The organism is Pseudomonas sp. B21-023 (assembly GCF_024749165.1).
Taxonomy (GTDB): domain Bacteria; phylum Pseudomonadota; class Gammaproteobacteria; order Pseudomonadales; family Pseudomonadaceae; genus Aquipseudomonas.
Map to the genome: position 1 here is coordinate 3,216,510 of NZ_CP087190.1, position 22,506 is coordinate 3,239,015.

21 protein-coding genes are annotated in these 22,506 nt (G+C 65.8%); 9 read left to right on the forward strand and 12 right to left on the reverse strand.

The window, feature by feature from the left end; genetic code table 11:
* Window positions 1–10: 10 nt before the first annotated feature.
* Genes ureC through LOY42_RS14410 form a run of 4 tightly spaced genes read right to left on the reverse strand, consistent with a single transcriptional unit; the run spans window position 11 to window position 3,185 of the window.
* Complete coding sequence (gene ureC / locus LOY42_RS14395; RefSeq protein WP_102682313.1) at window positions 11–1,714, reverse strand: urease subunit alpha; 1,704 nt, start codon at window positions 1,712–1,714, stop codon at window positions 11–13.
* Window positions 1,711–2,028: an urease subunit beta gene (locus LOY42_RS14400; protein WP_110699374.1), complete on the reverse strand. Its 318-nt coding sequence runs from the start codon at window positions 2,026–2,028 to the stop codon at window positions 1,711–1,713. Before LOY42_RS14400 ends, ureC begins: the two co-directional genes overlap by 4 nt.
* Window positions 2,029–2,038: 10 nt before the next feature.
* Window positions 2,039–2,341, reverse strand: a complete 303-nt coding sequence (locus LOY42_RS14405) for an urease subunit gamma (RefSeq protein ID WP_139670924.1) — start codon at window positions 2,339–2,341, stop codon at window positions 2,039–2,041.
* A gap of 10 nt (window positions 2,342–2,351) precedes the next feature.
* Window positions 2,352–3,185, reverse strand: a complete 834-nt coding sequence (locus LOY42_RS14410; protein WP_258598028.1) for an urease accessory protein UreD — start codon at window positions 3,183–3,185, stop codon at window positions 2,352–2,354.
* A 283-nt stretch (window positions 3,186–3,468) separates the two neighbouring features.
* On the opposite strand from LOY42_RS14410, the gene LOY42_RS14415 reads away from it, so the two are divergent.
* The 5 genes from LOY42_RS14415 to LOY42_RS14435 all read left to right on the forward strand — a co-directional run bounded on the left by LOY42_RS14415 (window position 3,469) and on the right by LOY42_RS14435 (window position 7,571).
* A complete protein-coding gene (locus LOY42_RS14415) occupies window positions 3,469–3,837 on the forward strand; it encodes a glyoxalase superfamily protein (RefSeq protein WP_046855821.1) in 369 nt (122 codons plus the stop codon).
* Window positions 3,834–4,187, forward strand: a complete 354-nt coding sequence (locus LOY42_RS14420; RefSeq protein WP_110699731.1) for a hypothetical protein — start codon at window positions 3,834–3,836, stop codon at window positions 4,185–4,187. The genes LOY42_RS14415 and LOY42_RS14420 overlap by 4 nt, the downstream gene beginning before the upstream one ends.
* A 142-nt stretch (window positions 4,188–4,329) precedes the next feature.
* A complete protein-coding gene (locus LOY42_RS14425; RefSeq protein WP_038706002.1) occupies window positions 4,330–5,349 on the forward strand; it encodes a branched-chain amino acid aminotransferase in 1,020 nt (339 codons plus the stop codon).
* A gap of 172 nt (window positions 5,350–5,521) precedes the next feature.
* The gene (locus LOY42_RS14430; RefSeq protein ID WP_038706001.1) at window positions 5,522–6,202 is read left to right on the forward strand and encodes a response regulator transcription factor; all 681 of its coding nucleotides are present in this window, start codon (window positions 5,522–5,524) and stop codon (window positions 6,200–6,202) included.
* The gene (locus LOY42_RS14435) at window positions 6,180–7,571 is read left to right on the forward strand and encodes a HAMP domain-containing sensor histidine kinase (RefSeq protein ID WP_139670916.1); all 1,392 of its coding nucleotides are present in this window, start codon (window positions 6,180–6,182) and stop codon (window positions 7,569–7,571) included. The genes LOY42_RS14430 and LOY42_RS14435 overlap by 23 nt, the downstream gene beginning before the upstream one ends.
* A 118-nt stretch (window positions 7,572–7,689) precedes the next feature.
* Here LOY42_RS14435 and cysS read toward each other — a convergent pair whose 3' ends face one another.
* Together cysS and LOY42_RS14445 are read right to left on the reverse strand one after the other, a co-directional pair.
* Window positions 7,690–9,072 carry a cysteine--tRNA ligase gene (cysS, locus tag LOY42_RS14440; RefSeq protein WP_258598031.1) on the reverse strand — a complete coding sequence of 461 codons (1,383 nt, stop codon included), beginning with the start codon at window positions 9,070–9,072 and terminating at the stop codon, window positions 7,690–7,692.
* Window positions 9,073–9,081: 9 nt separating this feature from the next.
* On the reverse strand, window positions 9,082–10,785 hold the full coding sequence (locus LOY42_RS14445) for a glutamine--tRNA ligase/YqeY domain fusion protein (protein WP_258598033.1): 1,704 nt from the start codon (window positions 10,783–10,785) through the stop codon (window positions 9,082–9,084).
* A gap of 247 nt (window positions 10,786–11,032) precedes the next feature.
* Between LOY42_RS14445 and LOY42_RS14450 the strand changes: the two genes are divergently transcribed.
* Entirely contained in the window at window positions 11,033–11,536 is a 504-nt protein-coding gene (locus LOY42_RS14450; RefSeq protein ID WP_139670912.1) for a peptidylprolyl isomerase, read from the forward strand.
* Window positions 11,533–12,255: a UDP-2,3-diacylglucosamine diphosphatase gene (gene lpxH / locus LOY42_RS14455; protein ID WP_102682322.1), complete on the forward strand. Its 723-nt coding sequence runs from the start codon at window positions 11,533–11,535 to the stop codon at window positions 12,253–12,255. Before LOY42_RS14450 ends, lpxH begins: the two co-directional genes overlap by 4 nt.
* Window positions 12,256–12,292: 37 nt before the next feature.
* Here the strand turns inward: lpxH and LOY42_RS14460 are convergent, their stop codons facing one another.
* A complete protein-coding gene (locus tag LOY42_RS14460; RefSeq protein WP_372241236.1) occupies window positions 12,293–14,599 on the reverse strand; it encodes an acylase in 2,307 nt (768 codons plus the stop codon).
* A 200-nt stretch (window positions 14,600–14,799) separates the two neighbouring features.
* Here LOY42_RS14460 and LOY42_RS14465 point away from each other — a divergent pair, with 200 nt between their 5' ends.
* Window positions 14,800–15,162, forward strand: coding sequence for a fe2+ zn2+ uptake regulation protein (locus tag LOY42_RS14465; RefSeq protein ID WP_102682323.1), 363 nt, complete (start codon window positions 14,800–14,802; stop codon window positions 15,160–15,162).
* 36 nt (window positions 15,163–15,198) lie between these two features.
* On the opposite strand, the gene LOY42_RS14470 is transcribed toward LOY42_RS14465, so the two are convergent.
* Window positions 15,199–15,387 (reverse strand): hypothetical protein, encoded by a 189-nt coding sequence (locus tag LOY42_RS14470; protein WP_023632313.1) that lies wholly within the window; start codon window positions 15,385–15,387, stop codon window positions 15,199–15,201.
* Window positions 15,388–15,831: 444 nt separating this feature from the next.
* Here LOY42_RS14470 and LOY42_RS14475 point away from each other — a divergent pair, with 444 nt between their 5' ends.
* Window positions 15,832–16,200, forward strand: coding sequence for a Mor transcription activator family protein (locus LOY42_RS14475; RefSeq protein ID WP_139670908.1), 369 nt, complete (start codon window positions 15,832–15,834; stop codon window positions 16,198–16,200).
* A gap of 16 nt (window positions 16,201–16,216) precedes the next feature.
* Here the strand turns inward: LOY42_RS14475 and LOY42_RS14480 are convergent, their stop codons facing one another.
* From LOY42_RS14480 to LOY42_RS14495, 4 genes are read right to left on the reverse strand one after another with little or no spacing between them, the layout of a single operon-like run.
* Window positions 16,217–16,363: a helix-turn-helix domain-containing protein gene (locus tag LOY42_RS14480; protein ID WP_256659289.1), complete on the reverse strand. Its 147-nt coding sequence runs from the start codon at window positions 16,361–16,363 to the stop codon at window positions 16,217–16,219.
* 17 nt (window positions 16,364–16,380) lie between these two features.
* A complete protein-coding gene (locus LOY42_RS14485; RefSeq protein WP_258598038.1) occupies window positions 16,381–20,055 on the reverse strand; it encodes a translocation/assembly module TamB domain-containing protein in 3,675 nt (1,224 codons plus the stop codon).
* Window positions 20,052–21,794, reverse strand: a complete 1,743-nt coding sequence (locus LOY42_RS14490; protein ID WP_102682349.1) for an autotransporter assembly complex family protein — start codon at window positions 21,792–21,794, stop codon at window positions 20,052–20,054. Before LOY42_RS14490 ends, LOY42_RS14485 begins: the two co-directional genes overlap by 4 nt.
* 52 nt (window positions 21,795–21,846) lie before the next feature.
* Window positions 21,847–22,497 (reverse strand): N-acetyltransferase, encoded by a 651-nt coding sequence (locus LOY42_RS14495; protein ID WP_102682350.1) that lies wholly within the window; start codon window positions 22,495–22,497, stop codon window positions 21,847–21,849.
* Between the last annotated feature and the right edge of the window lie 9 nt (window positions 22,498–22,506).

Consider the following 22,506-nt stretch of genomic DNA (forward strand, 5'->3'; position numbering starts at 1 on the left):
GTTCGCTCCTTCAGAACAGGAAATAACGCTGCGCCAGCGGCAACTCGTGCGCCGGCTCGCACACCAGCAGCTCGCCATCGGCGCGAACCTGGTAGGTCTGCGCGTCGACTTCGATCAGCGGTTGCAGGGTGTTGTGGACCATGTCGGCCTTGCGTACCCGCCGGCAACCGTGGGCCACACCGATCAGGCTCTGCAGCTTCAGTTGCTCGGGTAGGCCACGGTCCAGTGCGGCCTGGGGCAGGAAGGTCATGCGCGTGGCATGCCGGGCCGCGCCCAGGGCGCCGAACATCGGCCGGTAGTGCACCGGTTGCGGGGTCGGGATCGAGCCGTTGATATCGCCCATCGGCGCCGTGGCAATCATCCCGCCCTTGAGCACCAGCGCTGGCTTGACCGCGAAGAACGCCGGCGCCCACAGCACCAGGTCGGCCAGCTTGCCCACCTCCACCGAGCCGACCTCGTGGGCGATGCCGTGGGTCAGCGCCGGGTTGAGGGTGTACTTGGCGATGTAGCGCTTGACCCGGAAGTTGTCGCTGTAGCTGCTGTCCGGGGCCAACGGGCCGCGGCGCAGCTTCATCTGGTGCGCCACCTGCCAGGTGCGCAGCACCACCTCACCGACCCGCCCCATGGCCTGGGAGTCGGACGAGGTCATGGCGAAGGCGCCCAAGTCGTGGAGGATGTCCTCGGCGGCAATGGTCTCGCGGCGGATGCGCGACTCGGCGAAGGCGACGTCCTCGGCGATGCTCGGGTCCAGGTGGTGGCAGACCATGAGCATGTCCAGGTGCTCGTCCACCGTGTTCACGGTGTAGGGCAGTGTCGGGTTGGTCGAGGACGGCAGCACGTTGGCCTGGCCCGCCGCGCGGATGATGTCCGGCGCGTGGCCGCCGCCCGCCCCTTCGGTGTGGAAGGTATGGATGGTGCGATCGCCGATGGCGGCCAGGGTGTCCTCGATGCAGCCCGACTCGTTGAGGGTGTCGGTATGGATCGCCACCTGGATGTCCATTTCCTCGGCCACGCCGAGGCAACAGTCGATGGCGGCAGGCGTCGAGCCCCAATCCTCGTGCAGCTTGAGGCCCACGGCGCCAGCGGCGATCTGCTCGCGCAGGGCTTCGGGCCGCGAGGCATTACCCTTGCCCAGCAGGCCGATGTTGATCGGCAGGCAGTCGGCGGCCTGGAGCATGCGCGCCAGGTACCAGGGCCCCGGGGTGCAGGTGGTGGCGTTGGTGCCGGTGGCCGGCCCGGTGCCGCCGCCGATGAAAGTGGTCACGCCGCTGGTCAGCGCCTCCTCCACCTGCTGCGGGCAGATGAAGTGGATATGCGAGTCGATGCCGCCGGCGGTGACGATCTTGCCTTCGGCGGCGATCACCTCGGTGCCCGGCCCTACCGGTACCGTGACGCCGGGCTGAACATCAGGATTGCCGGCCTTGCCGATGGCGGCGATACGGCCATGCTTGACGCCGATATCAGCCTTGACGATGCCCCAGTGGTCGATGATCAGCGCATTGGTCAGCACCAGGTCCATGGCCTCGGCCGCGAGCATCTGGCCCTGGCCCATGCCGTCGCGGATCACCTTGCCGCCGCCGAACTTGACCTCCTCGCCGTAGATCGTGAAGTCCTTCTCCACCTCCACCCACAACGCGGTGTCGGCCAGGCGCACGCGGTCACCGACGGTAGGCCCGAACATGTCGGCGTAGGCCTGCCGGGAAATGCGGCTCATGCCCTGCCCTCCAGCACGCCCATCACCTTGCCCTGAAAGCCGTACACCTCGCGCTTGCCGGCGTAGGCCACCAGTTGCACGGTGCGCGCCTGCCCCGGTTCGAAGCGCACCGCGGTGCCGGCCGGGATGTCCAGGCGAAAGCCCCGGGTCGGCTCGCGCTCGAACACCAGGGCGTCGTTGACTTCGTAGAAGTGGTAGTGCGAGCCCACCTGCACCGGGCGGTCGCCATGGTTGGCCACGCTGACGCTGACGCTCTGGCGGCCGACATTGAGCTCGATGTCGCCTGCGGCGACCTGGACTTCTCCGGGAATCATGCCGGCCTCCTCAAACGATGGGTTCATGCACGGTCACCAGCTTGGTGCCGTCGGGGAAGGTCGCTTCGACCTGGACGTCGTGCAGCATTTCCGGCACGCCGGCCATCACCTGCTCGCGCACCAGCACCTCGCGGCCCAGGCTCATCAGATCGGCGACCGTGCGGCCATCGCGGGCGCCTTCGAGCACCGCGGCGCTGATCAACGCCACCGCCTCCGGGTAGTTCAGTTTCAGGCCACGGGCCAAGCGCCGCTCGGCCAGCAAGGCGGCGGTGAACAGCAGCAGTTTGTCTTTCTCTCGCGGGGTCAGCTCCATGGCGGCTCTCTCAGGTGGCCCAGATGCGCGGCGGGCACGGCGCCAGGCCAAGCACGGCCGGGCGCAGCAGGTGCCAGAGGCGCTGCAGGTTGCGTTGCAGGTGTTGGTTGTCGTGGTCGAGCAGGCGGATCACCAGCAGTGAGCCGAGCAGCGTCGCGCCGGCTGGGGTGTCGAGTTCGTCGAGAACCTGACGCACCCGCTCCAGCATCGCTGAGTCGGCGGGCGCTGCGCAGAAGGTGGCGAGCAACGGGTGCCCGGCCACCTTGCCCAGCTGCCCGCCCTCGATGCGCAGGCGCTCGTGCAGGCCGGGGTCGCCGGGCAGTTCGATGCGCAGGCGGCTGTCCAGCGCGCCCTCTTCGAAGCGCTCGTTCATCACCGGGCGACCCAGGCACAGCGTCTCCCAGGCCAGCAGGCGCGCGCCGGGCTCAAGGCTGAAACGGCTGTCGAGGCAGGCGCGGGCGCCATTGAAAAAGATACTGTCCTGCGGCAGCCATTCCAGAGTGCTGCCGGCGGCGAGGTGAAATCGCTGGGCGAGCCGTGCGGTGGGGCCGATGCTGCGGTAGAACTTGCTCGCGCCGGGCATCGTCAGCAAGGCATGGCTGCCGGGCTCGAGGTGGACATCAAGTTCGAGGCGGTCGCCGGCGACGATGCCCCCTGGCGGGTGCAGCACATAGACATGGCATGGCGCACCCTCCGGATAGAACGGCCGCTGCACCAAAAGAGGTCCGACATGACGCCGCGCACCAAGGCGGGTCACGTCATCGCGCTGGACGAAGCGCAACTGCAGGTGGGCGCTCCAGCCCGGGTCTGCCTGCGGTGGGTCGATCTGCTGCGCCAACGACATCCTCAAACCCCTGAAATCCATGGCCTGACGGCCGGATGAGGGCCCTGCGCGGGGCGCTTGCGGGCGCGCCGGGCTGACCACTCGATCAATATTCGCTGGAGGGATATAGCAGGGAGCGGGCCAACTGCGCAGATGAACGATGATGAAACTTTCGAACCGTCAGTCATGCCGCAAGGCTGCGGACCAGAGCGGCTGCGCCCGGACGCGCAATTCAAGTGCCTGCCGGCGTGGCGAAGTAGGCTAAAGTGACCACCCTGCCCTTTTTCGAGCCAAGGATGCCCCCATGCAATTCGCCCCCGCCATTCCGATTCTGCGGATCTTCTCGGTCGACAAGGCCCGGGAGTTCTACCTTGATTTCCTGGGTTTCCAGCTCGATTGGGAACACCGCTTCGCCCCGGACCTGCCGCTGTACATGCAGATCCACCGCGACGGGTTGATCCTGCACCTGTCCGAGCACCACGGCGACGCCACGCCGGGCTCGGCGGTGTTTGCCCGGGTCGAGGACCTCAAGGCGCTGGAGCGCGAACTGCTGGCCAAGCGCTACGGCTACGCCCGCCCGCAGGCCGAGGCGGTCGACTGGGGCCTGGAAATGCAGGTTGCCGACCCGTTCGGCAACCGCCTGCGCTTCTGCCAGCAGATCGACAACGTCTGATGGCCAGCGGCAAGCGTGCCCTGGCGCGCCTGGAGCGGGAGATGGTCGCCTGCCTGACCGAAGCCTGCGCCACTGCTCAGGGCGAGATCGTCGGTTTCGCCTGGCTCACCCACCAGGTGGACCTCAACGACTTCCCCGCCAGCCTGCGCATCACCTGGGTGTTCACCGACGACACCGACAAGGCTCGCGCGCTGGCCGGCACGGACAAGGCACGGATGATCGCGCTGACTGGCCAAGCGCTGAGCGACGCGGGGATCGCGCTGGACCATGTGGCCTGGCATGTGCGTTTCGACAGCGAAGAAGCCTGCTGGCGCGATCATGGCGGGGACTGGAACCGGCGCTTGCGCTGAACCATGTGGCCCGCTCCTACAGATCTCCTACAGATCTCCTACAGATCTCCTACAGTTCCCGATCCGCGCCGGATGTATTAAGGTGGCGGGGTGCGCATATAAAAGCAGCCCGCCGTGTTCGGGCAAGAGCAATGAGGGTGTCATGAGTAACGAAAGCATTAACTGGGACAAGCTGGGTTTCGACTACATCAAGACTGACAAACGTTACCTGTCCGTATGGCGTAACGGCGAGTGGGACAAGGGCACCCTGACCGAAGACAATGTGCTGCACATCAGTGAAGGCTCCACCGCCCTGCACTATGGCCAGCAGTGCTTCGAAGGCCTGAAGGCCTACCGCTGCAAGGACGGTTCGATCAACCTGTTCCGCCCCGACCAGAACGCCGCGCGCATGCAGCGCAGCTGCGACCGCCTGCTGATGCCACGCGTCTCGACCGAACAGTTCATCGAAGCCTGCAAGCAGGTAGTCAAGGCCAACGAAAAATTCGTTCCACCGCACGGCAAAGGCGCCCTGTACCTGCGTCCGTTCGTGATCGGCACCGGTGACAACATCGGCGTGCGCACCGCCCCCGAGTTCATCTTCTCGGTCTTCGCCATCCCGGTCGGTTCGTACTTCAAGGGCGGCATGACCCCGCACAAATTCCTCATCTCCGACTTCGACCGTGCCGCCCCGCAAGGCACAGGCGCGGCCAAGGTCGGCGGCAACTATGCGGCCAGCCTGCAGCCAGGCTATGAAGCCAAGAAAGCCGGCTTCGCCGACTGTATCTACCTCGACCCGCTGACCCACAAGAAAATCGAGGAAGTCGGTTCGGCCAACTTCTTCGGCATCACCGCCAACAACGAATTCGTCACGCCGAAGTCGGTCTCGGTGCTGCCGGGCATCACCCGCCTGTCGTTGATGGAACTGGCTGAATCGCGCCTGGGCCTGAAGGTCATCGAAGGCGACGTGGAAATCGACAAGCTCGACCGCTTTGTCGAAGCCGGTGCCTGCGGTACCGCCGCGGTGATCACGCCGATCGGCGGCATCCAGTACAACGGCAAGCTGCACGTATTCCACAGCGAAACCGAAGTCGGCCCTGTGACGCAGAAGCTGTACGCCGAGCTGACCGGCATCCAGAGCGGTGACGTCGAGGCGCCAGCGGGCTGGATCGTCAAGGTCGTTTAAGCCTGTGCCGTCATGAGAAAGGGGCGTGCCAGCAATGGCACGCCCCTTTTCCTTTACTGCTGCGCCATCGCCCGGTCAGCCACGGCAGTATTGCGTAGATGAATTTTTCTTAAATCGCCGGTTGTCTATTCTTTGGCACAATCAGGTCTCCACTCGCCGCCCAGGAACCAGCATGCCACGCGTACTGACCATCGAAGACGACGCTGTCACCGCCCAGGAAATCGTCGCCGAACTGTCCAGCCACGGTCTGGAAGTCGACTGGGCCGACAATGGCCGTGAAGGCCTGGCCAAGGCCATCGCCGGCGGCTACGACCTGATCACCCTGGACCGCATGCTGCCCGAGGTCGACGGCCTGACCATCGTCACCACCCTGCGCAACCTGAAGATCGCCACGCCGATCCTGATGATCAGTGCGCTGTCGGACGTCGACGAGCGTGTGCGCGGCCTGCGCGCCGGCGGTGACGACTACCTGACCAAGCCGTTCGCCTCCGACGAGATGGCCGCCCGGGTCGAGGTGCTGCTGCGCCGCAACAGCGTGCCGATGACCCAGACCCGCCTGCAGGTCGCCGACCTCGAGCTGGACCTGATCAGCCACGAAGCCCGCCGCGGCGAACAGGCGCTGAACCTGCTGCCCACCGAGTACAAGCTGCTCGAGTACCTGATGCGCCACTCCGGCCAGGTGATCACCCGGATGATGATCTTCGAGGAGGTCTGGGGCTACCACTTCGACCCTGGCACCAACCTGATCGACGTGCACATCGGCCGCCTGCGCAAAAAAATCGACTCGCCCGGCCAGAACCCGCTGATTCGCACCGTGCGGGGCTCCGGCTATGCCATTGCCGAACCCGTCTAAGGGCTGGAGCTCCTCCACCAGCCGTCTGCTGGCGCTGTACAGTTTCCTGTTCGTGGCCTGGAGCAGCATCCTCATGGGGGTGCTGTACTTCGAGGTCACCAGCTACCTGAACAAGCTCACCCGCCACTCGATGCTGCAACGCCAGCACCTGTTCGCCCACATGAGCGGCAAACAGCTGGACGACGCGCTGGTGGCAAGCCAGGCCTTCGAGGAACGCAGCTTCGACGCCTACGGCCTGTTCGACGCCCAGCTCAACCCGATCGGCGGGCGCATCCGTGCAATACCCTCGGAGCTGGGTCTTGACGGCAAGGTCCATGAGCTCAAGCGATGCCTGGACGCCGACGACCCCCACCTGCCCCGCGACAGCTGCGATGCCGTGGCGATCAAGGTGCAGGACGGTCGCTGGCTGGTGCTGGTGCGCGACAACGGTTCGCTGTTCGTGGTGACAAGAATCATCCTCGATGCCCTGCTCTGGGGTATCTCGCTAACCTTGATCCCTGGCTTTGCCGGCTGGTACCTGCTGCGGCGCCGGCCGCTCAAGCGCATCCGCGCAATCCAGGCCCAGGCCGAGCTGATCGTCGCCGGTGACCTCACCCACCGCCTGCCCCTGTCGGCCCGGCGCGACGAATTGGACATGCTTGCCGCCATCGTCAACGCCATGCTCGACCGCATCGAGCGGCTGATGCACGAGGTCAAGGGCGTCTGTGACAACATCGCCCACGACCTGCGCACGCCACTGACACGCCTGCGCGCCCAGCTCTACCGCATTCGCCAGCAAAGCAGCAGCGACTCCGCTGAAGGCGCGGCGCTGGACCAGGCGATTGGCGAGACCGACACGCTGATGGCACGCTTTCGCGGCCTGCTGCGCATCAGCGAACTGGAAGACCGCCAGCGCCGCGCCGGCTTCGTCCGGCTCGACCCGCAGGGGTTGCTGGTGGAGCTTCATGACTTCTACCTGCCGCTGGCCGAGGATGGCGGTATTCGCCTGCACCTGGAGCAGCCTGCGCAGTTGGCGGCGCTGCATGGCGACCGGGAGTTGTTGTTCGAAGCCCTGGCCAACCTGGTGGGCAATGCCATCAAGTTCACCCCCGAAGGCGGACGAGTGCGTATCGTCGCCAGCGAGGACGAGGCCGGCGTGCATATTGCAGTCGAGGACAGTGGGCCGGGGATCCCGGCGGATGAGCGCGAGGCGGTGTTGAAGCGCTTCTACCGCAGCGAGGAAGGCCATCGCCACGCGGGGTTCGGGCTGGGGCTGTCGATCGTCGCGGCGATTGTCGACCTGCATGGGTTCGGGCTGGAGGTGGCCAGCAGTGCACTGGGTGGGGCAAAACTGGTGCTGCATTGCCCGTTGGCGGGGCCGGCAAAGTAGCAGCCTGAAAAGCATCGCGGGGCAAGCCCGCTCCCACGTTGACACCCAATTGCAGGTGCGTCGACGTGGGAGCGGGTTTGCCCCGCGACTGGGCCGCACAGCGGCCCCGGTTGCAGTATCAGTCCGCCAGGCGCCAGGTGGTGGTGCCCTTGCTGTCTTCCAGCACCACACCCATGGCGGCCAGCTGGTCGCGGATGCGGTCGGATTCGGCCCAGTTCTTGTCGGTGCGCGCCTGCAGACGCGCCTGGATCAGCGCCTCCACTTCGGCGGCATCGACCTTGCCCTCTGCACCGGCGCGCAGGAAGTCATCGGCTTCCAGTTGCAATACACCCAGCACATCCCCCAGCTCGCGCAGACGACCGGCCAGGCCGGCGGCGGCCTCGGGGTCGCTGTCACGCAGGCGGTTGATCTCGCGCACCAGGTCGAACAGCACCGCGCAGGCCTCAGGCGTGCCGAAGTCGTCGTTCATCGCCATGGTGAAACGCTCGACGAACGCCTCGCCACCCTGGGCAGCCACGCGCGGCAGGCCACGCAGCGCATGGTAGAAACGCTCGAGCGCGCCCTTGGCGTCGCGCAGGCTGTCCTCGGAGTAGTTGATCGCGCTGCGATAGTGGCTGGCCACCAGCAGGTAACGCACCACTTCCGGGTGGTACTTGTCGAGCACGTCGCGGATGGTGAAGAAGTTGTTCAAGGACTTGGACATCTTCTCGCCATTGATGCGGATCATGCCGCAGTGCATCCAGGCGTTGGCGTATTGCTTGCCGGTGGCCGCCTCGCTCTGGGCGATCTCGTTCTCGTGGTGCGGGAACTCCAGGTCGCTGCCGCCACCGTGGATGTCGAAGCTCTCGCCCAGGCAGCAGGTGGACATCACCGAGCACTCGATGTGCCAGCCCGGACGGCCCGGGCCCCACGGTGAATCCCAGTACGGCTCGCCGGGCTTGACGCCCTTCCACAGCACGAAGTCCAGCGGGTCCTGCTTGGCCTCGTCGACTTCGATGCGCGCGCCGATGCGCAGGTCTTCGATCTTCTTGCGTGACAGTTTGCCGTAGCCGACGAACTTGCCGACCCGGTAGTACACGTCGCCATTGCCCGGCGCGTAGGCGTAACCCTTGTCGATCAGGGTCTGGATCATCGCGTGCATGCCGGGGATATGGTCGGTGGCACGCGGCTCCAGGTCCGGCTTGAGGATGCTCAGGCGGCGCTCGTCCTCGTGCATCGCGTCGATCATTCGGGCGGTCAGCGCGTCGAACGACTCACCGTTCTCGTTGGCCCGGTTGATGATCTTGTCGTCGATGTCGGTGATGTTGCGCACATAGGTCAGTTCATAGCCGCTCTTGCGCAGCCAGCGGGTGACCAGGTCGAAGGCCACCATGCTGCGGCCGTGGCCCAGGTGGCAATAGTCATACACGGTCATGCCGCACACGTACATGCGCACCTTGTTGCCGTCCAGCGGCTTGAAAACTTCCTTGGTCTTGCTCAGCGTGTTGTAGATGGTAAGCACGAAGGTTCCTCAGCTGCCCCACGAGTCGCGCAGGGTCACGGTGCGGTTGAACACCGGGCGACCCGGCTGGGAGTCTTTCAGGTCGGCGCAGAAGTAGCCTTCGCGCTCGAACTGGAAGCGGTCTTCCGGTTGGGCCTGGCCCAGGGAAGGTTCCGCGCGACAACCGCTGAGCACCTGCAGCGAATCGGGATTGATGTTGTCGAGGAACGTGCCGCCGTCTTCGGTCTTCTCTGGGTTGGCCGAGCGGAACAGACGGTCGTACAGACGCACTTCGCACTCGATGCTGCCTTCAGCCGGCACCCAGTGGATCACGCCCTTGACCTTGCGGCCTTCGGGGTTCTTGCCCAGGGTGTCCGGGTCGTACGAGCAGCGCAGCTCGACGATGTTGCCTTCGGCGTCCTTGATAGCCTCGTCGGCGCGGATCACGTAGCTGCCGCGCAGGCGCACTTCACCGGCCGGCTCCAGGCGTTTGTAGCCCTTGGGCGGCTCTTCCATGAAGTCGTCGCGGTCGATGTACAGCTCGCGGGCGAACGGCAGCACGCGCACGCCCATGTCTTCCTTCGGATGGCGCGGCAGTTCGAGCTGCTCGACCTGGCCCTCGGGGTAGTTGGTGATGACCACCTTCAGCGGGCGCAGCACGCACATGGCGCGCGGCGCGGTGCGGTCGAGGTCGTCACGGATGCTGAACTCGAGCATCGCCATGTCGACCACGCCGTCGGAACGGTTGGTGCCGATCATCTCGCAGAAGTTGCGGATCGAGGCCGGGGTGTAGCCGCGGCGGCGGTAGCCCGACAGGGTCGACATGCGCGGATCGTCCCAGGCCTCGACGTGGCCTTCGTCCACCAGTTGCTTGAGCTTGCGCTTGGAGGTGATGGTGTAGTTCAGGTTCAGGCGGCTGAACTCGTACTGGCGCGGGTGCGCCGGCACCGGCAGCTTGTCGAGGAACCAGTCGTACAGTGGACGGTGGCTTTCGAACTCCAGGGTGCAGATCGAGTGGGTGATGCCTTCGATGGCGTCCGACTGGCCGTGGGTGAAGTCGTAGTTCGGGTAGATGCACCACTTGTCACCGGTCTGGTGGTGGTGGGCATGGCGGATGCGGTACAGGATCGGGTCGCGCAGGTTCATGTTCGGCGAGGCCATGTCGATCTTGGCACGCAGCACGCGCTCGCCGTCCTTGAACTCGCCGGCCTTCATGCGGGCGAACAGGTCGAGGTTCTCCTCGACGCTGCGCTCGCGGAACGGGCTGTTCTTGCCTGGCTCGGTCAGGCTGCCGCGGTATTCCTTGGCCTGCTCGGGGGTCAGGTCGCAGACGTAGGCGTTGCCCGACTTGATCAGCTCCACGGCCCAGGCGTGCAACTGGTCGAAGTAGTCGGATGCATAGCGCACCGGGCCTGCCCACTCGAAGCCCAGCCACTTGACGTCACGCTGGATGGAGTCGATGTACTCCTGGTCTTCCTTGGCCGGGTTGGTGTCGTCGAAACGCAGGTGGCAGGCGCCGCCGAATTCCTTGGCCAGGCCGAAGTTGACGCAGATCGACTTGGCGTGGCCGATGTGCAGGTAGCCGTTGGGCTCCGGCGGGAAACGGGTGACGATGCTCTGGTGCTTGCCCGCGTCCAGGTCGGCCTGGACGATCGGCCGCAGGAAGTTCACAGGGACGGCGGGGGCGCCTTTGGCAGGGGCGTTTGGCGCGTTGTCGGCAGTGGGCTTGCTCATAGTGTCCTTGAATGCAGGTAGCCGGCCGGGTAGGCCGATTGAATCAAAGGGCCTATCATAGCCGAAGCAGTCAAGCTGCTGACAGCCGGAGCACCGACAAAGTGGCGCGTTTTGTCGCCGCAGCGGTCTACAATCCGGCACAATGGCGCCCCAGTGGCGTGTGCCGAGGCTGCCTGATCCTGCGTCAGGTTGTCCGAGCGCAGCGCGCACCCTATTTCCCGAATGCCTTGAAAGAGCGAATTTCAGCATGTCCAAAGTCAAACTGAGCACCAACCACGGCGATATCGTCATCGAACTGAACGCTGAAAAAGCCCCGATCACCGTGGCCAACTTCCTCGAATATGTGAAGGCCGGGCACTACAGCAACGTCGTGTTCCACCGTGTGATAAAGGGCTTCATGATCCAGGGTGGCGGCTTCGAACCGGGCATGAGCGAGAAGAAAGACAAGCGTGCCAGCATTCAGAACGAGGCCGACAACGGCCTGAAGAATGACAAGTACACCATCGCCATGGCCCGTACCATGGAGCCGCACTCGGCTTCCGCGCAGTTCTTCATCAACGCCTCGAACAACGATTTCCTCAATCACAGCGGCAAGAATGTCCAGGGCTGGGGCTACGCTGTCTTCGGCAAGGTGACCGAAGGCCAGGACGTTGTCGACAAGATCGAAGGCGTCGCCACCGGTTCCAAGGCCGGCCACCAGGACGTGCCGAAGGACGACGTGATCATCGAGAAAGCCGAGATCATTGAGTGATACTGCTGATCTCCGATCTGCACCTGCAAGAAGAACGCCCGGACATTACCCGGGCGTTTCTTGATCTGCTCGACGGCCGCGCCCGCCACGCCAAGGCGCTGTACATCCTCGGCGATTTCTTCGAGGCTTGGATCGGCGACGATGCGATGACGCCCTTCCAGCAGTCGATCTGCCAGGCCCTGCGCCGGCTGAGCGACAGCGGCACGGCGATCTACCTGATGCACGGCAACCGCGACTTCCTTATCGGCCAGGCGTTCTGCGACGCCGCGGGCTGCACCCTGCTGGCCGACCCCAGCGTGGTCGAGCTCGGTGGCGAGGCGGTATTGCTGATGCACGGCGACACCCTGTGCACCCGTGACGTGGCCTACATGAAGCTGCGCCGCTACCTGCGCAACCCGCTGACCCTGTGGATCCTGCGGCACCTGCCGCTGGGCACGCGGCACAAGCTGGCACGCAAGCTGCGCAGCGAAAGCCGCTCGCAGACACGGATGAAGAGCACCGAGATCGTCGATGTCACCCCCGAGGAAGTGCCCAAGGTGATGGCCGCCCACGGCGTGCGCACCCTGGTCCACGGCCACACCCATCGGCCGGCGCTGCACAAGCTGGTGGTCGATGGCCAGCCGGCACGGCGTATCGTGCTGGGCGACTGGGACCGGCGTGGCTGGGCGTTGCAGGTGGATGAACAGGGTTTCCAGCTGGCCCCGTTCGACTTCTCCTGAAACATCGCGGGTCTCCCCCGCGATGTCTTCACCGGCACTATTGGGCGCTGACCACCCGCCCCTTGTCCCGCTCGCTGATCACATACTGCCGATACTGCGGATCAGCCTTGATCTGCGCCTCGGTGAACGGTATCGGCGCCAGTTGCTTGGCCGCGAAAGCTCGCGTCTGGTCAGCGGCATGCGCCGACGCCCGCTCGCTCGACAGCGAGAAAGCCAGCAGCCCTTGGGCCTGAGGGCCGTGCTCGGTAAAACTGACCACTTGCAGATAGCTCGAACCACTGACCACCAGGCGCTTGCCCGGCCCTACCGGCACACTGACCATCGCGTTGTAGACGCCCAACGCCTGCGGCCCGCCGGGCACCGGCGTGCCATCGGCGGCCTGCTGGATCTGCCCCCAACGCTGGTCGGCGGCGATACCGGCCTCCTTCACCTGCGCCAGCGAGTCCAGCGCCGCTTCGTGCAGCAGCTTGCTCACCGCGGCCTGCTCCACCGCCAGGCCACGAGGCGTGTGCAACGGGTCGGCCGGATCGAACGGCACGCGCCAGCTTTGCGGATGCTCGGCCAACGCGCCTGCGATGTTGATGAAATGAACCAGGCCGATGCCGCTATCCTGATCGGCCTTGCCGGTCCACGCCTGCAGACTGGCACACACCGACTGTATGTCCGCCTCCACGCCCTTGCACCATTGCAACAGGTCCGGCATCAGCAGGCTGGCCTGGTACACCTCGTCATCGAACACCATGTGCTGCAGCTCGGCGCTGCCCAGCTTGCCCTTGCCTTGCAGGCGCTGCAGGGCAAAGCGGCTACGCAGGCCCAGGGGCTGGTCGGCACGGCTGACCAAGGGCGAGAAGCCGGTCAACGGCTGGGCCGGGTTGGCCATCCACGCCGAATCGTTGGCGTGCTGTACATAATCGCGCCGCTCCAGGCTCGGCAGCAGGTTGGCCGGGAAGATCCCTGGCTGGGCCGCCTGCGCATCCACCTTCCATTGACAGGCACTGCGCGAGCCGTCGAGCACCACCAGCGGGCCCGATGCGCCCGGGTTGCTGCACTGTTCCAGCATCCCCTGGTCGACATAGGGCACCACCGACTGATTGAGGTACAAGGCCTGGCCAGCAGCGTCCACTGCCAAGGTGTTGACCCAGGGGATGCCCTGCAGCTCGCCCACCGACGCCTTCAGCGCCTGCAGGCTGTCGGCACGGTTGATCCGGTACCACTGCTGCAATACCCGGGTGTTGTCGAGGTTGGCGTCACGCAGGCTGTAGGCGGCGTGATTGTCCCAATCCAGACGGCCGGGCCATTGCACCACAGGGCCAAACTTCGACAGGTGAATCGTGCGTTCGACCTGGCTGAGCGTACCGTCCTCACCCTTCACCGTGACCGTTAGCAGCTTGCGCTCCAGCGGCAGCGACTGGCCGTCATACAGGTAGCGGGTGGCGTCCTTGGGGTCCAGTTGCAGGCGGTAGAGGGTGAAGTGCTTGGAGGTGTCGACCGTGTGGGTCCAGGCCAGGTGCCGGTTGAAACCGATATTGACCACCGGCAGGCCCGGCAAGGCCGCGCCCATCACATCCAGTTGCCCGGGGATGGTCAACTGCATCTGGTAGAAACGCAGCCCACCGACCCACGGGAAGTGCGGGTTGGCCAGCAGCAACCCACGGCCATTGGCCGAACGTTCGGCGCCCACGGCCACGGCATTGCTGCCACGCTCGGCGGCGAACTGCGCCTGTCGCGCCAAGGCCACGCTGTAGTCGACCGCCGGGCGCTGCGCCGCCAGCTTGGGTGGCGTCGCGGCGACCACGGCCTCGACGAATTGCCCCACACCGCCCTCGGCCAGCAAGCGCCGGGTCAGCTTGACCAGATCGCGACTGGTGATCGGTCGTAGCCACTCCCCTGCCCCGCACTCGGCCGGCAGCCCCTCGGCCCGTCGTTCACCCAGGGCACGGTTGTAGCCGTTGGCATAACCATCAAGCAGGTCGCGCACCGCCACCGGCTGCGCCTTGAGGAAACTGTCTACCGCCGCAGGCTCGTTGAGCCAGGTAAAGAACAGGTCGCTGGAGAGATTGTCACGCTGCTCGACCGTCTTGCCGTCGGCACCGAAATAGCGGGAGCGCTCGCCATTGACGGTCAGTACTTCGCCAGCCAGCAGGCACAGGTTGTCCTGGGCATAGGCGTAGCCGATGCCGTAGCCCAGGCCGCGCTCGTCCTTGGCCAGGATGTGCGGCACGCCGAAACTGGTGCGACGGATCTGCGCGGAGGCTTCGCCATCGACCTCGCGCGCCTGCAGGGTCAGGCTGGAAGCGACCAGGGCGGCGGCAAGGCCCAGGCGAAACAGGGGAAGAGGGATCACAGGCACTCCTCGTGCTTATCGGGGTCATCCCGAACAGACGAATGGCCAGATGAAAATTTTACGTTCGACGCAGTGCTGCAACGTTCTCAACAGAACGTGTCAGATTTTTTTCACCGAGGGTTGCAGTTTTGTCGAGCTCAAACGTCTTTAGATGTGAGGCACCCATGATTTCGGGACAGTCCACGAAAAGGAGCATTCACATGTACAACCCGCAACAATCGCTAGCGGCGCAGCCTGCACCCAGCCAGGCCGCCGCCTCCCAGGAGGAACGCGTGGGCAACGAACAGATCCGCGAGCTGCTGCGCGCCTACGGCCTGCGCACCAGCCTGATCCGCCTGAAGGTCATCGACGCCCTGCACACCGCCGGCCGCAATGGCCGCAGCATTGGTGTGCGTGGCGTGCATGCGCAACTCGAGCAGCTGGATATCCCGCTGTCGTTCCTGAGCGTGCGCGAGGTGCTCAAGCGCCTGTGCAGCGAAGGCGTGATCAACCTGGGCAGCGACAAATGCTACAGCCTGAACCCTCAGGCCCGGGCCGTGCTCGAGCAACCCGCCTCGCGCTGAGCGCATGGCCGGCAAGGATATGCCGGCCCGCCTGCTTCAGGGTTTCACCTTGCGCCGCAGGATCCCGTTGATCACCACCACGACCACCGCAATGGCGATGGCGACGTACTGGAATGTCTGCTCGCTGATAGTGCCCTGCTTCTGCAGGTAACTTAGGCCAAGCATGATTCCCAGGACCACCAGGATGATCAGGATCGAATATTTCAGGCGCTGCACGTGTGTCATCGGAGGTTCCTTGCGACATCGGGGACATGAGGCTCCAGCGGAGCCGACGCCATGATACCTCGGCCGCTTTCCCCTCGCTGCAGTTCCTGCCGGCTCCCAACGCAGCAATCCCCTCTTTCCTGCCCCTGCCCCACGGTAGCGTCGAGATGCGCCCGTAAGTGCATGTCTAGGTAAGCTACCCACTAAGCCATCATGGAACCCTTTCTCTAGATGGTTTGGGGCCTGTAGCGCAAGGGTGAAGGCATTTCCTACTTCAAGGAGCCCAATTGCCCGCAAACAACAGACAAGGACGACTACAAACCCCGGTCCGCTTCGCGCCTAGCGACCCTTTCCGTCGCTGTTCGAAAATCTGGCCACGCCACGCGGACCTCCCCGTGGCAACCCACGCCGCAGCCCATCGGGACCTCGGCGCCGGCCAAACCCAATGACGGAAGGAACCATTTCGTGGAAATGCCAGACCTGAGCAACATCGACCTCACCCAACTGCCTCAGTCGCTGCAGGCACTGATCGAATGCATCGGTTTGGACAACGCCTACCGGCTGACCCATGCCTTTGGCGGACGCCCCAAGTACATCCCCAAGCATCGCCAACGCACCAAACTGGCCGATGTGTTGCCGTCCGAAGCGCTCGATGCGCTGATCCAGCGCTTCGCCGGCCTTGCCCTGGAGATCCCCAAGTCCGACCACTTCCAGCGCCAGCTGCGCAACCAGCAGATCCAGCGGGAGAGCGCCAGCGGGCTGTCACGCAGCCTGCTCGCCGACAAGTATGGGTTGAGCCTGCGACAGATCGGCAACATCCGTCGACAGGCGTAGCCACGGCAACCTCGAACTACTTTTCGCCGTCCTCGAGCGGTGTGCTCCACAGCACCAGCTCGAGCGCCGCGGCAATCTGGATACGGTGGTCGGCAAAGGGAATGGGCAGCATGTCCTGGGCGCGCTCCAGGCGCCGGAGCAAGGTATTGCGATGCGTACCCAATACTTCGGCGGTCTGGATCAGAAATCGCGCTTGTAGAAGATATCCAGCGAGCTGGCCAGGCCGCTGGCGGCTTCCAGGTAGACCTTCTTGCTGAGCTTGTAGCGCAAGGCAATGGTATTGGCCGGCTCGAACACGCCCACGCCATAGCGCAGGCTCAGGCGCTCGGTGAGGTTGCCGCTGGCCACCACGCTGGTCTTGTTGCCCGTGCCCTGGGTGTCGAGCTGGAAGTCGTCGATGCCCAGGTTCGAGGCCAGGCCGCCAGTCAGACCGGCGCTGCCCATCAACCCCAGCCCCAGCGCCGCCTCGGCGAGCATGTTGCTGTCTTCGCCGGAGCTGTTCAGCGGGCGACCCAATACCAGGTAGGACAACGCCTGCTCCTGGCTCATCGCCGGCTCCGAGAACACCTTGGTGGTCGGCTGCTCGGCGCTGCCGCTCAGGCGGATGCCGGCGATCACGTCGTCGACCTGGCGGATCGCCTCGATGTCCAGGTACGGCTGGTCGATGGGGCCGGCGAACAGCAGCCGCGCGCGGCGAATGGTCAGCTTCTGCCCGTAGGCGCGGTAGCGTCCATCGGCCAGGCTGAGCTCGCCCCGGGTATCGAGGTTGTCGCCGATATGCACGTGCCCCAGCAGGTTGGCGGTCAGGCCGAAGCCCTTGAACGACAGTTTTTCGCTGCCGACATCGACATCGATGTCCATCGCCACCGCCATCGCCGGCTTGCCCTGCTCGGTCTGGTGGCCGACGATCACCGTGTCGTCCGAGACCTTGACCGTCGACGGCGGCAGCTCGCGCACGGTGATCTTGCCCTTGGGCACCTGCACCTTGCCGGTCACCGCAAGCTTGTCGTCCACCAGGCGAATACTCAGGTCGGGCGCCACTTCCAGCGCCGCGTAGGGCTCGACGCTGACAGGCAGTTGCTGGCCTTGCAGGCGTAGGTCCATGCCCAGCGCCTGGCCCCAAGTCATATGCCCGGTCAGTTGCCCACGCCCTGCCGCGCCACTGCGCCAGTTGCCGTTCAATTGCACCTGTTCACCGGCGATCAGCGCCTGCAGCGACAGGTCCTCCAGGCTCACCGGCAACTCCGCGCCGCTGACCTCGCCACCACTCAAGGCCAGGCTACCATTGACCTGGGGCGCAATCAGGCTGCCGGACAGACGCCCGCTGCCGTTGAGCTGGCCGGCCAGGCGCTCGACCATCGGCAGGAACGGCCGAATGACGGACAGCTCAAGCCCGGCCAGGCGGAAATCACCGGACAACGGCTTGTTGCGGCCCAGGGGATCAAGGCGGGTGCTCACATTCAACTCGCCCAGGCGCTCGCCTCGGAAGTCCAGGCGGGTGTCGACCCGGCGTGGCGCCAGGGTGCTGTCCAGGCGCAGCACCTGATAGGGGAAGTCGACCCAGCGGTCCTTGTCGCGTACCCGCAGGGTGCCGCCGCCGGCATCGACGCGGATACTGCCCTTGGGCCCGCTGGCCGGGATGTCGAGGTTGATGTCGGCGTTGAGCAGGCCCTGCCAGGCGAAGTCCTTGGGCAGCCACTGCGCCAGGCTGTCCAGCGGGAACTGCTTGAGGTGGTAGCGCAGGCGCGGCTCCGGCGCCAGGCGCTGGTCCTCGCCGCACAGGCTGGCCTGGCCGGAACGCCAGCAATGGGCGCCGAAATCGAGCTGACCGCTGGCCAGGCGCTGCAGGCGCGCCGGGGCCTGCAACTGCCAGTCCTGGCCGCCGGCCTGGATGCGCCCGCTGGCCAGGCGACCACGCCAGTTACCCTTGGCCAAGGCGCCATCCAGCGCCAGGTCGAGCTTGAGTTGCGGGCCGTCGAGGGCCAGGGTGGCAGCCTGCTGGCGAAGATCGCCCTTGCCTTGCACATCAAGGCTGCCCAGGGCGGTATCACCCACACGGATACCACCGGCCTTGAGCGTCAGTTGGCCGCGCTGGGCATTGTCCAGCCGGGCATCCAGGTCCAGCCGCTGCACGCGGTTGTCGGCCTGGCCCAGCTGCTGCCCCTGCAGGGTCAGGGTGCCTTGCGGCGCGGCCAGGGTGCCGGCCAGGTCCAGACGGCCCTTGGCCTGCCCTTGCAGCTGTGGCCAGAGCTGGCCCAGGCGCGGCAGGTCGAGGTCGATTCGCCCGACCAGGCGCTGCTGCACGCTGGCGCTGCCATTGATGCGGTTGTCGCCCAGCTGCACCGCCAGGCTGCCCAAGGTCCAACGCTCGCCCGCGCCTTCGGCGTCGACCTTGACCAGCGCCGGCTGGCCGCGCAGGCGCCCTTTGAGGTCCAACTGAGCCTTGAGCGTCAGTTGCTCGTGCTTCAATTCGCCCTGGCTGCGCAGCGGGCCGGCCAGGGTGCCGGGCAGCTCCGCCAGCCAGTAGGCCGGGTCCAGGGCCGACAGTTGCAGGTCGACATCCCAGGCCAGGGTGTCGGCGAAACGCACGCCGACACTGCCGGCGGCCTTGCCCTGCCCGGCGTTGAGCACCAGCTGTGGCAGGCGTACCTGGCCCAAGTCGCCGTCGAACGGGCTGGCCAGGCTGAAGGCGCCGGCCGGGCCATCCAGGTCGCCGTTGAACACCCCCTTGTAGCTGCCGTCGCGGTACTGCACCTGGGCGTTGAAGCGCTTGAGCGTGACCTGGGGCGCCGTCTCCAGCGGGTACAGGCGCAACCAGGGGAAGTCCAGCCAGTCGAGGCTGGCATCGGCGCTCAGGCCCTGCTGCCAGTCGGCGCTGGCCTGCAGCTTGAGGCGCTGCTGGTCACTGGCGTTCAGGTCCAAGGCGTCGAGCCGGGCACCCTTGGCATCGACCTTGCCGGCCAGCACCAGGCCGATGGGCCCTTGCTCGGCGGGCAGCGTGGCCGAGCCGGACAGTTGATACCCCTTGAGCAAGTCACCCTGGGCATCGAGCCGCAGCTGGTCGAGTTGCAGGGTGTCGGGCAGCTCGGCGGCGGGTTTGAAGCTGTCCGCGCGAATGCTCAGGTGGGCCGGCAGGTGCTCGGCCAGGGCCTGCAGCTCACCGCTCAGCCGTGCGTCCAGGTAGCCACTGCTGGTGGCATCGACGGCAAGGGACTTCTGCAACTCGCCCTTGGCGCTCAACGCCAGTTGCCAAGGCTTGCCATCGACCGCGGGCAGTTGCAGCGTACCTTGCAACTGCAGCGGCCAGTCGCCTTGGGGCGTAAGGTTGCCCTGCACGTCCAGGCGCAGGTCGTCGCGGCGCAGTTGCAGGCTGTCCACGCGCAGGCCGCTCGCAGTCCAGTGCGCGGCCAGGCTGAGGTCACCCAGCAGATCGCTGCCATCCAGGCGCAGCTGGCCTACCTTGACCTCGCCCAGCTCGATGGCCAACGGCAGATTCAGCGTCGGCAGTTGCAGCGGGCCGCTATCGGGCTTGTCCTCGCCCGGGGCGAAGGCCATGTCGATACGCTCGGCCTGCAGACGCTCGACGCACAAGGTGGCGCGCAGCAGGCAGGCTGGCGACCAGTCCAGTTGCGGGGCCTGCACCTCGACACGGTCTTCGCCCGCCGTCCAGCGCAGTTGGCTGGCCTGCCAACTGCCGCCGAGGCGTCCGGAAAAATCGCTGATTTGCAGCCCCGGCACCAGGCCCAGCACCCAGCGGCTGCCGCCCTGGGTACCCAGCACCAGGCCCAGCGCCAGGACGATCAGCAACAGCAGGCCCAGCAGTGCCAGCAAGATGGGTTTGACTACACGCGTCACAGCTCAGGCCCCATGGAGAAGTGCAAACGAAAACCACCGTCGTCATCCAGGGCGCGGGCCAGGTCCAGGCGCAGCGGCCCCACCGGCGACACCCAGCGCACGCCGATGCCGACGCCGGTCTTGAGGCTGGGCAGTTCCAGCGAATTGAACGAATTGCCCTGGTCGATGAAGGTCGCCAGGCGCCATTTCTCGGCAATCGAGTACTGGTACTCGGCGCTGCCAGCCACCAGGTAACGGCCACCGATGCGGTCGCCCTGGTTGTTCTTCGGTGACAGCGACTGGTAGTCGTAGCCGCGCACGCTCTGGTCGCCACCGGCGAAGAAGCGCAGTGACGGCGGGATGTTCTGCTGGTAGCCATTGGTGGCACTGCCGCCGAACTGCACGCGGCCAAGGAAGCGATGGTTCTGGCCCAGGGTGGTCAGGCCCTTGAGCAGCACGTTGCCGTGGATCAGGTTGGTGTCCGAACCCAGGCCTTCCTTGGCCGCTTGCAGGTCGAACTGCAGGCGGTAGCCATTGTGCGGGTCGATACGGTTGTCGCTGCGCAGGTAGGAAAAACTGACACCCGGCATCAGCAGGTTGCTCAGCCCCGAGTCGTCGCCCAGGCGATACTCCTCGCGCTGGTACTTGAGCGAAATCACCCGCTGCCAGCCGCTGGGCAGCTTGCTGTGCCACTCCGGGCCGACGGTGAGCAGCTTGCTCAAGGTATCGGTGCCGGAAATCTCCTCGTTCTGGTAGCCGCCGGCGAAGCGCAGCTTGTCGGTGAGCGGCGGGTCCAGCGGAACGTCGTACCACAAGCCGACGTTCTGCCGGGGCGCCGACAGCTCGGTTTCCCAGCCGTAGCTGTGCCCTTGCGGGTTGACCCAGTGGCGGGTCCAGTTGGCCTTGCCGCGCGGGCCGACGTCGGTTGAGAAACCCAGGCCCAGGCCGAGGGTGCGTGGCTTGCGGGTGTCGAGGTGGACGTCCACCGGGATGTCCTCGCCGACTGCGGCGGTGGGCGCGGCGTCCACGCGCACGCTGTCGAAGTAGCCGCTGGACTGCAGGTCGTTGTTGAGTTCGGCGATCAGTTCCGAGTCGTACGGGGTGCCGGGCTTGAACCCCACCATGCGCTGCAGCAGGTCGTTGTCCAGCGGCGCATCGCCACCGAAGCTCACCGCGCCAAGGCGGTAGCGCGGGCCGCTCTGGTAGACCAGTTCGATGTCGGCCACACCGGCCTGCGGATCGACCGCCAGGCGCTGGCGCTCGAAGCGCCCGGCGAAGAAGCCGTAGCGCGAGGCCTGGTTCTGGATCAGCCGCTTGGCGTCCTCGTAGGTGCCATGGTTGAGCTGCTCGCCCGGACGCAGCGCCTTGCTGTCGGGAATACGGAACACCCTGAGCTCGCTGGCCGGCCCTTCGATACGCACGGTCACGTTGCGCAGGCGAATCGGTTCGCCGGGCTCGACCTGGATGATCAGTTGCGGTGGCTTGTCTTTTTCGGCCGGCGCCTTGACCTCGGTCTCGACCCGCGCCTGGTAATAGCCCAGGGCCTGGGCCGCCTTGCGCGCCTGCTCCTCGGCGCCCCGGCTGAAGCGCAGCAAGGCCTCTTCGTCGCGATCACCCAGGCTGCCGATATACCCTTCGATATTGGACTTGAGCGCCTTGTTGGCGGGTTTGACCCGCACCAGCAATTCGCTCTGCGCCCATGCCATGGAGCTGGCGGCCAGCAACAGCAGGCCCCAGCCAAGTCTTCCTGAATACGTCATGCGCGGCATGCTACCAGAGCGCAACGGCCAAGGGGCTTTCAGAAAACGCCTGTCACAGGTTCGCTACCCTCGACGAGCGCGGGTTGGGATGGAAGAACACCCGCTCACGGATCGGCCCCACGGCGATCTCGCCGATCTCTTCATAACCCTGGCGCTGGTAGAACGCCAGGTAGTGCGCATTGCCGGTGTCCAGCACCACGCCCTCGGTACCGGCATCCTCGGCGCACCAGTCATGCACGGCCTGCAGCAGTTGCTCGCCGTAGTGCTGGCCCTGGAACTGCGGATGCACGCCCAACAGCGGCAGCACATGCACTTTGTCCCCCGGCAGGCACCCGGCCAGCGCGGCCTGGTAATCCAGGTAGCGGCGGGTGCAGCGCAGGCCGGTGCCGAGGATCATGCGCAGGCGCCAGGCCCAACTGTCGGCCACGCCGAGCCGGCGTTGCGGCGGCACGATCAGCGCCAGGCCGATCAGGCGATCCTCCAGCAACAGGCCGATCGCCGGCAATTGCAGATAAAAGTGCTGGCGCACCCACTCGCGCACCATCACCCGCAGGCGGCGCTCGTACCCGGGGCGCTGGGCCTCGAACAGCCAGGCGAAGGTCGGTTCGTGGCGGTAGGCATGGTAGAGCAGCGAACGCGCCTCGCGGGCGTAGCCGGCGTCGAGCAGGCAGATCCGGGCCGGGGCGGCGATGTCGTCGGGCATTGCGGGCAG